The 15,196-nt window shown below is 38.8% G+C and carries 11 protein-coding genes; 2 read left to right on the top strand and 9 right to left on the bottom strand.

From position 1 onward, the window contains the following. From nifN to ABXH34_RS13060, 6 genes are all read right to left on the bottom strand, one after another. Positions 1 to 865, bottom strand: an 865-nt coding sequence (gene nifN / locus ABXH34_RS13035) for a nitrogenase iron-molybdenum cofactor biosynthesis protein NifN (RefSeq protein WP_353572322.1), incomplete at its 3' end; no start/stop codon positions are given. A 158-nt stretch (positions 866 to 1,023) separates the two neighbouring features. Beyond that, entirely contained in the window at positions 1,024 to 2,235 is a 1,212-nt protein-coding gene (gene nifS / locus ABXH34_RS13040) for a cysteine desulfurase NifS (protein WP_353572323.1), read from the bottom strand. Further along, on the bottom strand, positions 2,232 to 3,125 hold the full coding sequence (nifU, locus tag ABXH34_RS13045) for a Fe-S cluster assembly protein NifU (RefSeq protein WP_353572324.1): 894 nt from the start codon (positions 3,123 to 3,125) through the stop codon (positions 2,232 to 2,234). The genes nifS and nifU overlap by 4 nt, the downstream gene beginning before the upstream one ends. 361 nt (positions 3,126 to 3,486) lie before the next feature. Beyond that, a complete protein-coding gene (locus tag ABXH34_RS13050; RefSeq protein WP_353572325.1) occupies positions 3,487 to 4,893 on the bottom strand; it encodes a cation:proton antiporter in 1,407 nt (468 codons plus the stop codon). A gap of 51 nt (positions 4,894 to 4,944) precedes the next feature. After that, positions 4,945 to 7,620 carry a CHAT domain-containing protein gene (locus ABXH34_RS13055; protein WP_353572326.1) on the bottom strand — a complete coding sequence of 892 codons (2,676 nt, stop codon included), beginning with the start codon at positions 7,618 to 7,620 and terminating at the stop codon, positions 4,945 to 4,947. Between the two features lie 554 nt (positions 7,621 to 8,174). Then, a complete protein-coding gene (locus ABXH34_RS13060; protein WP_353572327.1) occupies positions 8,175 to 9,113 on the bottom strand; it encodes a sulfotransferase family protein in 939 nt (312 codons plus the stop codon). A 114-nt stretch (positions 9,114 to 9,227) separates the two neighbouring features. Between ABXH34_RS13060 and ABXH34_RS13065 the strand changes: the two genes are divergently transcribed. Continuing rightward, on the top strand, positions 9,228 to 10,055 hold the full coding sequence (locus tag ABXH34_RS13065) for a sulfotransferase (RefSeq protein ID WP_353572328.1): 828 nt from the start codon (positions 9,228 to 9,230) through the stop codon (positions 10,053 to 10,055). Positions 10,056 to 10,064: 9 nt separating this feature from the next. Then, positions 10,065 to 10,790: a hypothetical protein gene (locus ABXH34_RS13070; protein WP_353572329.1), complete on the top strand. Its 726-nt coding sequence runs from the start codon at positions 10,065 to 10,067 to the stop codon at positions 10,788 to 10,790. Between the two features lie 41 nt (positions 10,791 to 10,831). Here ABXH34_RS13070 and ABXH34_RS13075 read toward each other — a convergent pair whose 3' ends face one another. The 3 genes from ABXH34_RS13075 to ABXH34_RS13085 all read right to left on the bottom strand — a co-directional run bounded on the left by ABXH34_RS13075 (position 10,832) and on the right by ABXH34_RS13085 (position 15,147). Beyond that, the gene (locus ABXH34_RS13075) at positions 10,832 to 11,932 is read right to left on the bottom strand and encodes an NAD(P)/FAD-dependent oxidoreductase (RefSeq protein WP_353572330.1); all 1,101 of its coding nucleotides are present in this window, start codon (positions 11,930 to 11,932) and stop codon (positions 10,832 to 10,834) included. A gap of 74 nt (positions 11,933 to 12,006) precedes the next feature. After that, positions 12,007 to 13,827, bottom strand: coding sequence for a LodA/GoxA family CTQ-dependent oxidase (locus tag ABXH34_RS13080; RefSeq protein ID WP_353572331.1), 1,821 nt, complete (start codon positions 13,825 to 13,827; stop codon positions 12,007 to 12,009). 30 nt (positions 13,828 to 13,857) lie between these two features. Further along, positions 13,858 to 15,147, bottom strand: coding sequence for a ferritin-like domain-containing protein (locus ABXH34_RS13085; RefSeq protein ID WP_353572332.1), 1,290 nt, complete (start codon positions 15,145 to 15,147; stop codon positions 13,858 to 13,860). Between the last annotated feature and the right edge of the window lie 49 nt (positions 15,148 to 15,196).

Consider the following 15,196-nt stretch of genomic DNA (forward strand, 5'->3'; position numbering starts at 1 on the left):
TTTCTATACCTGATAATTCTTTTAAGGTCATCAAAAATTGGTCAAATGCGTCCATTGTTATCAAAGTTTTAAATCGATAATCAGGCACGGTGGTTTTTGCATGCAGCATGTCAGCCGCTTTGTCCATCGATGCCCCAATCACAATTGTCGCTGCCGCTAGGCCAAGTGTTTCAAATTCAGATACGGCTAAACCACCAATAGTTAAGGGATTTAAACGCTCTTCGGTCAAATGTCCATCCATCGAATCAGCCAAATCAGGAATCATCACAGGGCGTAAATCAAAGGCTTCAATGGTTTCTTTTAGCACTTCAACATCACTAGGGGTTAACGATGGGCTGACTAATACATTCACTTGACGCTGACGTTGTGCCACTTTAGGCGCATCAGCAGTATTGGGTACAAGTTCCTCAATCATGGCTTGAATCGCTAAACCGTAACCTGTTTCTAAACAACCTTTATAATCTGGGGTGTTGACGGGAACAACTGCAATGTGATTAAACTGGGGATATTTTTGGCGAAAGTCACGCACCGTGCGTTTAATGTCTGTGCCTTCGGTTTCGGCTAAACCCGTGGTAATCAAGCCAATCATGGCAGGTTTATTTTTTTCAGCAATGACTTTTAAGCCTTCCATCACATTGTCGTCGGGGTTCATAATCGTGCCGACTTGGTCTAGTGCGGTGGTTTGCAAGGGAATCGGTTCACGGAAATGGCGTACAAAAAACACTTTGCCAAAAGCAGTACAGCCTTGTGAACCGTGCAACATCGGCATGGTGTGGAACATACCTAAAAAGGCGAGGGCTGCACCCATCGGTTGACTGGCTTTTAATGGGCTGACAGATAGGGCTTTACTGCGTTTGACTATCATGATTGTTCCTTATAAATCCATGCAAGAGTAATCTGACTCCTAAACTCTGTTTGGGAGTACTGCCTAGAAGTTCTGCTTCTCGCAAAGCGGAGCTTTGCTAACAGGCATTCCCAAATAGAATTTGGGAGCGAGTAAACGAGATTATTTACATGCTAGAATTAATTATAAACAGGCGCAAAAGCTTCTTCTGGATTTTCAACAGGGCCGTTTTCACTCCAATAAGGTGACATTTTGCGTAAGTTCGCCACAATCACAGGCATCACTTCAATGACCTTTTCAATTTCCGCTAAAGTATTGTAACGCGATAATGAAAACCGTACCGAACCATGCGCTGCCGTATAAGGAATGCTCATTGCACGCATCACATGAGACGGCTCTAATGAACCTGAAGTACATGCCGAACCACTGGATGCCGCAATCCCCATTTTGTTAATCATCAATAAGATAGATTCGCCTTCGATATACTCAAACGCAATATTACAGGTATTTGGTAGACGATTATCAGGATCACCCGTCACAAAACAATGGGTAATTTTTTCTAAAATGCCTTTTTCCAAATGGTCGCGTAAACTTTTCACAAATGTGTTTTCATGCTCAATATGTTCTAACGCCAATTCTGCTGCTTTGCCTAAACCGACGATTGATGCAGTATTTTCCGTACCTGCACGACGACCACGCTCTTGATGACCACCACGCAATAATGGACGAAAGCGCGTACCACGACGCAAATACAATACGCCAACCCCTTTAGGAGCATGTAATTTATGCCCAGAAATCGACAATATATCAATTTTAGTGGCTTTCAAATCTATAGGAATTTTACCCACAGCTTGTACCGCATCGGTATGAAACATCACGCCTTTTTCATGCGCCATTTCTGCCATTTTTTCCACTGGGAAAATCGTACCTGTTTCATTATTCGCCCACATCACCGATACAATCGCCGTGCGTGAATCAAGCAATTCTTCATATTCTTCTAAATCCAAACGGCCTTTTTCATCTACGTGTAACTGATGGACTTTGTAACCTTCTTTTTTCAAATACTCACATAAAGTCAAAATCGCAGGATGTTCCACATTAGTCGTAATGATTTTTTTGCGATCGGGTTGGGCTTTCAAGGCAGAAAGAATCGCGGTTGAATCAGATTCTGTACCACATGAAGTAAATACAATTTCCGAATCATGTTCAGCACCGATAAGCTGTTGAATTTGCTTACGAGCTTGTTTAATCGCCCGTCCAACTTTATCGCCAAAACTGTGCATGGATGACGGGTTGCCAAATTGCTCACTAAAATACGGCAACATTTCATCAACCACTTTGGGGTCAACCATCGTCGTTGCATTGTTATCTAAGTAAATGCCGTTACTCATGATGCTGCTCCTGCTGCTTGTGGACGCATAGAAGCTGGCACAACTTTGATAAATTCGCCGAGAGCTTCCATTAATTGTTGTTGTACACCTGCTAAAGTTTGGGTTTCTAATTGGCAACCTTTGCACGCGCCTAACATGTTGACGTAAATCGTACGTCCATCAATGTCAACTAATTCAATGTCACCATGGTCACGTTGTAACTGTGGGCGAATCGCTTCAATGGTGGTCTCGATTTTCTTCATGCGTTGGAAGCTGGTCATTGCATACGGTTTTGGCGGGGTAACAGCTTGAGAAGGCTCGCTAAAGTCAATGCTTTCACCTTTTTCAGTCCAGACTTGGGTGATGATTTCTTCAATGCCTTCATGACAAGAAGAACAACCACCGCCTGCTTTGGTATAGTTAGTAACTTCTTCAACTGAGCGTAAATCATTAGCACGCACGGTTTCTTCAATCATCACTGCATCAATCGCAAAACATTTACAAATTAATGCGCCTTCCTCATGGTCATCTTTCCATTCTTCACCACGGAAATTCGCGACTGCGGCTTGTAATGCTTCACGTCCCATGACCGAGCAGTGCATTTTTTCTGGCGGCATTCCATCAAGAAAATCTGCAATATCTTGGTTAGAGACGGTTAAGGCTTGATCTACTGTTTTACCTTTGATGATTTCAGTTAACGCAGAAGAAGAGGCAATGGCAGAACCACAGCCAAAAGTTTGGAAACCTGCTTGTTCAATGACTTCAGTTTCAGGATTGACTTTTAAAGTTAAGCGCAGTGCATCACCGCAAGAAATTGAACCTACATCGCCAACCGCATTTGCATCTTCAATTGCACCTGCATTGCGTGGCTCAAAGAAGTGTTCTTTTAACGTATCTGAATAATCCCACATGACTCAACCCTTTTATTAATTAACTGTAATCATATCGACGGAGTGATAACATTGATTAATTGACTATTGAGCAAGGCTTATGCCACGGGATTAGTTATTGTTTTTTATGTGTTTTATAGATTTATTGTGTGATTACTAACAAAGGATAATTTGTACGGTGTTGATGTTTTGTAGTAAAACTTACATTGAATAGAGAGGATATTTTGCAAAAGCATTGTATGCCATGTAGTATGATTTATTTGCAGGAATATAACAGTTATTTTGAAACGGACAACCTCTTTTTGAAAGAGTTTTTATATCTAAAACAACATTGAGGAGTGCAAATTTGTAAAACGCATTTTGCACTCCTGTACTGCAATGACTAGGCTTGTCTTTTTAGTAAGTAATTTAAAATGATCGGTGTTAACAAGGTTGTCAAAATAACCATGATAATGATGACTGAGAACATTTCATCAGACACAACACCTAATTGCTTACCAATCATAGCGAAAATCAAACCGACTTCACCACGCGGTGCCATACCCCAGCCAATAATCCATTTATTGACACCAGCACCTGCGACTAAACCCGCAACAATTTTACCTGCAAATGCCACAGCGGTAATTGCCAAAGCGACAGTTATAATGGTGGGATCAGCTAAAGTCGCTAAGTTCACTTGCATCCCTGTCATCACAAAAAACAGCGGTATAAAAAAATAACCTAACGGTGCAATCAATTCTTCAATATGATGCGAACCATGTTTTTCGACAATGGCATTGACTTTGTTTCTAGCTTCATGGATTTTTTGTTTAGCAGACTCATCTAAATCTTTATCTAACTCTCTATCCATAATGATATTTTTTATTTCTTGCGTTGCTTCTGGGTCATCAAATTCATCAAAATGGAAAGGTTCTAAAACTAAACCTGCTGCAAAAGCACCAACGATTGGTGCTAAACCGACTAAATGCGCTAAATAAGCTAAAACCAAGCAAAAACTAATCGCCAAGGTAAACTGCATTCCATGGCCTGCATGAATACGTGGTAAATGTGCCCCTGCTATCTTTGCGATAAACTGACCAATAAATAATGAACCCACTAGAAAAATCAAGGCTTTAAACGTAATCAAACCGATGGATGCCAAATCAACTGCGCCTGTGGTCACAATCGCAGACACCACAGCTAAAATGATTAAGCCAATCACATCATCGATGACAGCCGCACCCAATACAATTTGAGCTTCTGGGGTTTGTAGCTTATTTAAATCTTTAAATACACGACCTGTAATACCGACTGAAGTTGCAGTCAATGTCGCACCTAAAAATAAATAGGCATTGCTGGATAGTCCGGGCATTAACCAAGGGCCAACGACATAAGTTCCTAATATAAAGGGAGCTGCAACACCTACAATAGCCACCATAAAGGCTCTAACACCTACTTTTTGCATTTCTTCAATTTTGGATTCTAAGCCAATTTGAAATAATAGAATCACGACACCTAATTCAGCTAAAAACTTAATTAATTCATCGTGTTTAACATCTTCTAAACCATGAAAACCCAGTAATACTAAATTACCAAGTAAGACACCTACAACTAATTCACCTAAAACAGCGGGTTGTCCCCATTTCTCAACAAGGCTGGAAAATTTAGCAATAAATAAGAAGACGGCAATCCAAAGGAAGTTTATTGCGCTTTCGCCACCGCTACTTGCGAAACTAAGAGTGGGTATGAGTAATAATGCAACGAACAGCCAAGGCGGCATTGTGGCTCGATTTTGCTTTAAAAACGACATTCAATTATCCTTAAACATGTACACTTAGTATGGGAATAACCCCAATGACCATTATAACCAATTTCCCATTAAAATAAACGGTGCCCAATAGTAGGGCTTTGCATAATAGTAAGGATAGTCTGATGGATTTTCTTGATTAAATTGTCCTGCTTGAATAAACGCTTGTTGCACTTGCTGCATTGCTTGGGCTTTATTAATGTTTTCCTGCACATATAATTGATAAAAATGTTGCATAAATTGGCCTGTACTTTCATCATTGACTGGCCATAATGTTGCAATTACTCCTTTTGCACCTTGATTTTGCGCCAATGCCCCAAAACCCTCTATTTCCCTTCCATTCGCCAAGTTGCCGACTGCGGTATCACAAGCCGATAGAGTCAATAAATCTAAATTATCAAAACGGTATTTTTGTCTTATTTTATCTAAAGTTAATTTTTCGCCATTGCCCAGTAATAAATAAGAATCTTTTTGAGTTCCGGGAGTAAATACAAAATGACTGGCAATGTGCATCAATGGATATTCTTTAGTCAAGACCGATTGAAAGGTTTTCTCTGAAAAATCTTGATTTAAAAACAATTGTCCTTTGATAATCCCAGTATCATCTTGTTTATCTTCTTGGATAATATTATCTAATTCAGTGATTACGGTTGGTAATGGGTTAAAATCCAATACCGCATCACTCAGACCTAAGCCCACAATTTTCCAATGTCGAATTGGCTTAGATTGTAATTTTGTGCGTGAGGCTTCGTTATAAGAGACTAAGGCATATTTTTCTACTAAATATTGTTTTCCATCGAACAACGCTGCAACCGAGACATAATTTAACGTGGCATCCAATGACAGCATTAAAATTTTCGCATTGGCTTGTTCTAAATCTTTCTCTATAGGTTTGATAATATACTGATATAGCTCATGTGCTTCAATAAGTGGGGTTTTTAAAGGGTCTTGTAATAGTTTATGAAAATCCAAAATTTTACGATTCAAATCGGTTTTACTAATGTTGGCTTCACGTGCTACTTGATTATCATTGGTTGTTAATATAATTCGTAGCTTTTCATCCGTCATCAAATAATGCAACAACACAGCCCCTTGGCCTAAGCTGCTTAATACTGTTTGTAATTTTTGGAGTTGTTCTAGATTTTCTTTTCCTACATCAGCCACATTGACTTTACTACTCTCAATGCGCAATTCGGATAAATAGAGTTGAAAGTCTTTTTCAGTTTGTACTAGTTTTTGTTTCAGATTTTGATATTCCAATTTTTCAGCATCAGTTGGATGTTCTATTTGTTCTAAAGCTTCTAATCGTTGCCGAATCTCTAAAAAGATTTGTTTCACTTCAAGATATTTTTGAGCCCATTGTTTTTCTGCTGGGTTGTATAAAGCTTGGGTGGTGCGAATATCTGCTGCTGCACTATCACGCTCAACAAAATCAAAATATTGTTCTTCTTTGAACATGGTTAAGACTTGTTGTGCTTCAACCAAGCGGCCTTGTTTCATTAGCAGATCAGCCAGTTTGGCGTACACATCTGATTTACTTTTAATAAAAGATGAGCGTAATGCTTCATCCATGGTACTGATTGAAATACGCAAATTTTGTAATGTATTGACCGATTGTTTACGCCAAAAAATTGCCGCAGTAATATAATCTTGACGGGCTAATAAATCACTCAAATTACTTTGCACTAACCACAGTAATTCCAATTGTTGGTTATACATGGCAATTTGCAAGGCGCGTAAATATAGGGATTCAGCTTGAGCATAATTTTTAGAGCGTTCATATAGCACTGCTAAATTATTCAAACTATTGGCAACTCGAGGGTGTTCAAGGCCTAAACTTTGTTCGCGGATTGATAAAGCATGTTCTTGAAATTCAGCGGCTTTCTTATCAAAACCTTGCTGACGATATAGAGCGGCTAGATTATTCAATGTTGTGGCAACAATCGGATGATTTGCCCCATAGTGCTGTTCCCAAATCGCTAAGGCTTGGGCATAAAGTATTTCTGCTTTATCTGAATTTTGTTGATATTGATACATTAACGCCATTGCATTCAATGTATTAGCAACGCGATAATGATTTTCCCCATAGTGTTTTTTTCGTATTTCTAGGGCTTTATTATAAAGTGGTTCTGCTTGCTCATAACTGCCTAAATAAGTATAGAGTAACGCTAAGTTATTTTGGCTGGTGGCAATATTGGGATGGTTTTCAGGGAGATTTTTTTCACGAATGTCTAAGGCACGTAAAAATAGAGGCTCAGCCTTCGCGTATTCCGCTTTGTTGTTATACAACAAACCTAAATTGTTTAAACTGGTCGCATTTTCTAAATTGTCTTTACCAAATGCTTTTTGTTTAATATCGAGTGATTGAACCAACAATGGCTCAGCTTGAGCAAATAATTCTTGGGCATTATAGACTTGAGCAAGCTCATTTAAACTATAGGCTACATATTCATGGGCATCGCCATAAAGCTTTTTTCGCTCAGTAAGGGCATGTTTTAAAGCTGTTTCAGCATCAGTATAATTACCTTGTGACAGGTAGATATTGCCTAAATTATTAAGCGAGGCTGCCAGTATTTCACCAGCACAGAATTGAACATTTTGTTTATAGAGTTCAATAGCCTGTTGTGAATCTGCCTCTGAGGCTTGAGTATTGCGTCGCTCACAGTCATCAGCTGCGTTACTGGCAATAGCAAATAGCCATAAAATAGCAAATAGTGGATAGCGCATCATGGTCTAGCTACCTTCAATAGAATGAGTTGTCTTATCCCAAGCACATTTTGGTGAACGGCAAGGGTAATGCCTTTCACGCAGAATAGCAATAAACTGAATCGAAATTCAATTATTTTGCTTAAGGCTTTATCTGCTGAATCACTTTATAATTAAGCTTATTAACTGATTTAAAGCAAAACAATAAAAGCTTAACAAGTTGATTTTAAAATTATTAAACCTTGATCTATCAGATACCGATATTAATAGATGTATCGGCTTAAAATACCCCATTTTTTCTCACTCAATTTTACAGTACAACCGAAAAACACTATTTTTAGTTTAAATTAGAACATTTTAGATTTTTAAAAAAAGCACAGGAATGCAAAATACGCAGTTTAGAATAAACGCCTGATGTGGAATTAAAATAAGTTTTATAAAACAGACAATTATAAGCACTACTTCTGAAGAGTTGACATGCCTGTTTATAGAAATATCAACCACTTATAAATTAATTCCACATCAACCATAATAAATAAAATCACATTCCCATCCATTTAATCCAAAGTAATGAATGCTTACTTCAAATATTGTTTATCTTTTTCATTAATTTTTAAACGCACTTGCTGTTGCCATTGCTTGAAGCCAAAACGTCGAGATATTAAGTCAGCTAACCATAAACTGAAAGAATAACGTTTAATTCTAAACAAAGTATTGCGAATTCGGTTATCCATTTGCATTTTGAATTTTAAGCTTGCACTGTCTGCCAAAACAGGGTAGTCACTGAGAGGATAACCACGCTCTTTTAACATCTCGGCAACGCGACATTCGGCCAATTGCAATTCTTTTTGTGGTAATTTGCGCCAACGTTCCAATATTTTTGGGTCGGGGACACTGTAAGTGGTTTTATCGGCATAACTAAACATTATTTTATCAAATGGCACATGAGCAAAGTCACAAACTTGTTTTAACACCGATTCTGAATCTTTAATCAAATCTTCATAATGAATCGATAATTGATGTTCAGGCGGTAATTTCTGAGCCATTTGCTTCCAAATTAACTCTGCTTCAATCCATCGCTCTATGCCCATGTACATATTGCCTGCCCAACCCATTTGTATCGTTGAACGAGCCACATCGCGACCATCTCGAATTAAATGAATAAATTTTGCTTGAGGCCAGATTGTTAACAAATGTTGAAATTGATGGTGCACTGTTGCGCCAACGAGCGGCTTATCATCACGCGCTTGCTTTTGTTGTAAAAAACTATCGACCAATACGGGATAATCTAAATTAGGATCAATTTCAAGTTGAGCTCCCAGAAATATACGGTGATAGGCCAGATAATCATAATAGTGTTGAATATCTGGATAATTACCTTGCGCATCAATTTGGTCTACTGCGAATTCAAATTCATACAAAAAAGCAATTTTAGGGTGATGGTCAAGCATTAAACGCAATAGAGTCGTCCCAGAGCGTTCTGCACCAACAAGGAATATAGGCTGATTGATTTGCATCGTCATATCTAAAAATATCACTGATTAGTTAATTAGGGTATAATAAGAATTGCCTAACTGTCAAAGTATTAGGTTGATTAAAAAACTTCTCATATTTTAAAACAATGAAAGCTCATGGCTAAAACATTTGTTGTGTTAGGGAATGCCCGTAGCGGTACAACCTTAGCCACAGGTATTCTAAAAGCATTAGGCGTTGCAATGGATGCGGATTATGGAAAGCCAGGAATCCATGCGCCCAAAGGCTTTTATGAAAGTTTAGATGCTCACATAATTAATACTAAAATCTTCCATCTTGCTGCCCGAGAAGCAGTGATTGAAGGCATTGATGCCCATTGGTCGCCTCCAGAACATCATGACATTTTAGCTCAAAAGCCTTTTATTGAACAAGATATTATTGATTTTGTTCAAAATTTTTCTTCAGAATATGAGCTGTGGGGTTTTAAAAATCCCAAAACCAGTTTAACCATTGATTTATTTTTACCATATTTAAAAAATCCACATTTTATTATCACACAACGCAATCCATTGACCAATGCTATTGCTTGTCACAAAATTTTTCGATTACCATTTGATTATACATATAAAGTGGTAAATTATTATAATTACCGTATCGCTGAATTTTATATGCAGCATGATTATCCCACCATTTTTTTAAACTTTGAAGAAATTCGCGCTAATCCTATGCAAATGGCTGAAAAATTAGCTGAATTTGTGGGGGTTGAGTTTGATGCTGAGAAACGTGAACGTATCGAAGAATTTATTGTGGGTGAGAGTAAAAAGCGAGAATTATACTGGCAAGATGAAAATCGCGCCGCATCATCATTAAAAATTCCAGAAATTTCCTATCCCAGTCATCATTTGATTCGTCCGATGGCACCTGATATGAATGTATACACAAAATTTAAAAGATGGGTTAAGCAATTCACAGTGCTTAATAAGTAAGGAGTCATTATGTTCATTAGTCGTTTGAGTGTTTTATTGGTTTTGTTATGGGTTAGTGCTTGTACTTTAAATCCCTATGCAAACTCAGGCTCACAACCAGATAATGCAGATCATTTTAAGCAATCTATTATCATCAATGATGAAGGAAATGTGGTTACGTTTTCAACGGTGTATGGGTATCAAAAACGTCAAGGTTCAGTGGTATGGGATGATAATTTTTTCCGTGGTTTCATCGATAAACGTACAGGTGAAAAAAGTTTTCAAATTTATAATGTAGTGTATTACAGTGGCAATGGGCGTGGTGATTGGCGGCATTATAAGCAAGCAAATTACACTGTGCCAAACGGACAAAAAATGGCTAATACACAAACTTTAAGACAGCTTGAAGATTGTAGTGCGCTAAGTTTATACGGAAAATGTGTATATAGTGAACATGTTGTATTCAATGTTAATGAACAGCTACTGAACACTATTGCTCAGAAAGATACTGATTCTGCACAATGGATGTATCATTTAGTGCCTCAGCGTGGTGAGCAGTATCCTGATGGTTTATTTTCTATAGAAGCGGCTGGCTTATTAAGCAAAATGGCTGAATATCGAATAGAAACCCATACCAGTACTTTGTCTCTTCCTCGTAATAACCGTCATCCTGCCGTAGTTGCAGTTTCTATTGATGTGCCTCAGTCCCAATTACCACCACCGCGTGATATTCCTAGCGGATGGTCAGTATTTTAAATATTGTGCAGACTATGTATGATTGTCCAATAAGAATGCAATCAATGCCGACGCTGCCAAAAACTGGCACTTGCCCAACGAGTTTCACGCTGATAGTAATATTGGCGTTCAGTTAAATAATGTTGTAAAGCATTCTGTAAATTTTTTGCATAATCAGGAAGTGCTTGTTGATCTCCATCTAAAAAATTAATTAATACTTCAGCCCCCGAAATTCCATCCGCCATTGCACAGTGGATACCCGATGAGGTGAGCGGATCAAGACCAATTGCCGCATCACCAACCGCTAGCCACCCAGCACCCGCAACCTGATTTAAGTAACCAGAATGTGCAGGATAAGCCATGACAGATGTTGCTATTTGATAAGGGGTTTTGAGTTGTTTCTTAACTTCTTGTGTTTGATTAAGTAGCTCTAAATATTTATCGATATTGGTTAAATCTGACTCTCGTACAATATCGGCATCAGTCATTAAGGTAATCACAATCTGTCCATTTGGAATCACTGCGGCATACCACCAACCTTGTTCACAAGCTTCAACCAATGACATGGAATGTAAACTCTCATCATCGCTAGGTTTTGCCACGATAGCCAAAGCGGTTAATTCGTCTAAACGTTTACGTTGTGCACCTATTTTTTTTGCTAGCACCGAAGCACGCCCGCTGGCATCAATTAAAGTTCGAGCTTCTAGTAAATATTGCTTTTCTTCAAATTGAATTTTTAGACCCCATGTCTTACTTGGTAACAAGCCTAAGTCTTTTAATTGTGCGGGACGCAGTATTGTGACACCTTGTTGTTGTGCTTCTTGACGTAACCAATTATCAAATGCAGCGCGGTCTAAATGCCAGCCGTGTCCTACGCCTTTAAATAAAAAATCTTGTTCTTCGACATTGGGACTACCCCATACCGCACGATTGCCATGACAAGGCAGATGCCCCAATTTTTCTAATTCAGGCTCTAAATTCAAACGGGGCAAAATGGCACGTAAACTGGGTGTACCTGATTCACCAATTTTATATTCTTGCTGTTTGGGTTGAGCATCAAGCATAACCACTTGTTTTCCTGCTTGTGCTAGTCTCATGGCTGCCGCACAACCTGCAGGCCCTGCTCCAATAATTAAACTATCAACACAGTGCGGATTATTCATAATCAATGTCTCAAAGCTTACTCAACATGAGTAAGTATATCGAGTAAGCTTAAGGAAATATTACTGTTTAATCATTATTGATGACAGGGACCAGAACACATAGGGTCTTCGTCACTGATTAAGCGCGGTTTGATCCGAGCTACTTCTAAGAACAAGGGTTGTTCCTCTGATTCAGACATATTGTAAATAAAGCCTAAATCTTTCCACTCGTTGACCATGCCTAAATTTTCTGAAAAAATCAGATAATCATTTGCTGTCATATCAAAATCAGTACCAACCCAAGGTACTTGTTTAATATCACCATCACAGAGCAAATCACGTACAGGTTTCTCTACATCGATAGTGCTAACATCTTCAGCAGCATAAACATATAAAGGACGTTGCGGTGGCCACCACCATATAGTCCGACCATCAATAGGTTGGCTAGAGCATAAATTAAAGTCGGCTTGCCAAGGTTGCGCCATAAATTTGGTGACATCACCCGGTTCAAGACCATCTTCCAATGGCTTCCAATCTAAGCTTAATGGGTAAGTCACATCTTGTTTGACTCGAATACGGAATGCTGATTGATAAATTTCTGCAAGACGAGAAACCCAAGTCATTTCAATACCGGGAGAAAATGCCCCACCAACACAATTTTCTAATACAGCTTGGCTTAAGACATCACCACTTCCTTGAGTGGGTGCATTCCCATTACCAGAAGTAAATTCACCTGTTGCCCATTGGCTTAGCATAAAGTATTGGGTATCTGTTAGACGTAAATATCTTGAAATTTGACTATCTGAATCAATCGAGGCATCACCTGCTAAATAAGGCATCATGGTTCGTCCATTACTGCTATTGACCAACACATTTTCAGTAGCAGGCGCACGAAGGTAATCAAAAATACGTTGACGTAAACCATTGAAAGCCACGCCTGCTTGAGCCAATTGCTCATAGTTTAATTTGTGAGGCTTAGGTGGAATTGCAACGACCCATGGGTAACCTTCTCCACGCTTGAGTATAGGTAAAATGTGGGTTTCAAAGTGTGGTTGAAAGCTTTCTTGCCATACACCGTCTTGATAAAGATCAGGTGCAAAGCCCATTTTCTGTACCATCGTGTCAAAAATAGTGTCATATAAGCTAACTAAATTTTGAATTTGGGGCGCATAAGATGGTGGTGCAACTAATACCCAAGCAGCCTCTACCTCTATTGGATCACCTCCACTAGTTAAGGTAATAGTTGCAGTAACAGGACCATCTGAAGTGTCATCAAACCAGCCATCATTATTTGCAAAGCTTGGCAATTCTTGTGTATCTGCTGTTGTACCTGAATTTCCTAAGCCACCTAAGACTAATAAGCGTCCTTCATCATCAGTCACCAATCTACCTAACGTATCAATTGTAAAAGGTTGTATATCTGTGGGTGGAAAATTACTTGCTCCAACAGGTGAAGATTCTCTATCAAATTCACTGCTAGCATTTGCCCCTGTGACTGTTCTTGAACCTGGATCAATAATAAGCAATTCACGATCAGCTTGTGTTGTCACATTAGCATCACGCAAAGCATGATTAGGTGCATAGTTTGGGTTATTGCTTGGGTTGGTTTTAAATTCATACCAAGAGGACTTTTTATTTGCTAAATGCACTGTCCATTCGATAGAAGAAATATCTCCATCAGCCAAACTAATCGGGGTTTGAGTGCCGTCATCTTGACAAGCATAAATTTGAAACCGTGCCGCTTGACGTTTCATTTTCCCCTCGTCATCGCGGAAATCGGTATGCTCAAAGTCAGCACCTGATGTATTGATGGGCAGTCCTTTTGCAGCTTCTGGGGCAATATAGTACTCATTACTATTACCCAAACGTGCAATACCAACTGCAGGAAAAATCTTATAAATTGTTGTGTCAGCCATGATACTCACCAAAATATTCTAAGTAAAAAATTAAAGTGTGATGTGTCGTTTTGTAAATAATGCTTGGACTTGTTGTCCTGCACCTTTGACACTTTCTAATGTCTCGACCAGTTTCAGAAATAGTGCAGCTTTACTTGCATTTGGTGCTTTTTTCACATTTTTCTGGCATTTCTCAATTAAGCATGGGAGATTGTTGTCCATGGCTGTTTTTAACAAAGCATTATCAAGATAAAGCCAAGTAGGTGCTCCATTTGGCCCTACATTAGAATCACCATCTGACCAAAGAGGGATTTGCATCATCGCTTTAGCAAGATCAGGTAATACCTTGTGCATAATGGGTATCGCAGCTTGAAAGTAAATATTTTGGGCTGTTTGTCCTTGCTTGAATGAATTTTCAAGTACATGCAATAAAATGGTGTAGAAAATATTAAAGATTTGATTCAAATCAGCGAGGATAGGATTTTGCTGGTCGTAAAAATCTGCTTGACTGGGTGCAGAAATAATAGGGTGAGTATCAGGTAACAGAGATTCACCATCAGCAATTTTTTTAAACTTAAAGTAATGCGAACGCTCTAACGGTAAGCCAATCACAGGGCCATATTCTCCATCAATACGATCAACATAACCATTGTATAAACCCCAAGGTTCTTGAGCTACCAGTGTTTTACCAGGTTCTACTGCACCTTCACCTTGTTGCATGATTTGTTCGATAGCACAGCCTGCGCTATTTAAGTTAGTTACATTAACGATACGCCCAGCACCATTGCCAATATTTAAATTTAGATATTGTGTGTAACCCGGTGTATTACCATAGATATCACTTCCTAACTCTACGAAACCATTATAAATCGCCTTGTAAAATTGCCCAATAGTTTGGAAATTTTCACCTTGGGCTGGCGCACTGTATGGAGCAGGCTTTTCAATCTTCATAAAAACATTTTTGTAAACGCTCTTGGTCGCACGGCTTGGATTGATATAAGGCGTGTTACTTTCATCAGCATTCGGAATAAAGGTTGGATACACAGGCGCATCTACGCCAGTCAGTTTAGGTATGCCACCGATAGAAATCAGCATATTTGCCGCTTGATAGACATGAAACATCTCTTCTAAAGCTACACTTTGAGTAAGCTGGTAAGCGGATGAGCTTGCATCCTTCATTGAGTACATGGCGGTAAGGTAAGGGGGAATGGTCGCAAATTCTAATGTCACTGCATTTTGTAAGTATTCGCGTAACTCCTCAATAGTAGCAATCGGTTGATATATTTTTTGGGTAAAAAAGCGTTCAAGCTTACTACGTTGAGATGTTTCTCGTATAGACATGCTTATCTCCTCCTGTTGTTATGTTTGATAGTATTAATCAATATTAATT

It is taken from the genome of Candidatus Albibeggiatoa sp. nov. BB20, from assembly GCA_016744725.1.
GTDB lineage: Bacteria > Pseudomonadota > Gammaproteobacteria > Beggiatoales > Beggiatoaceae > Albibeggiatoa.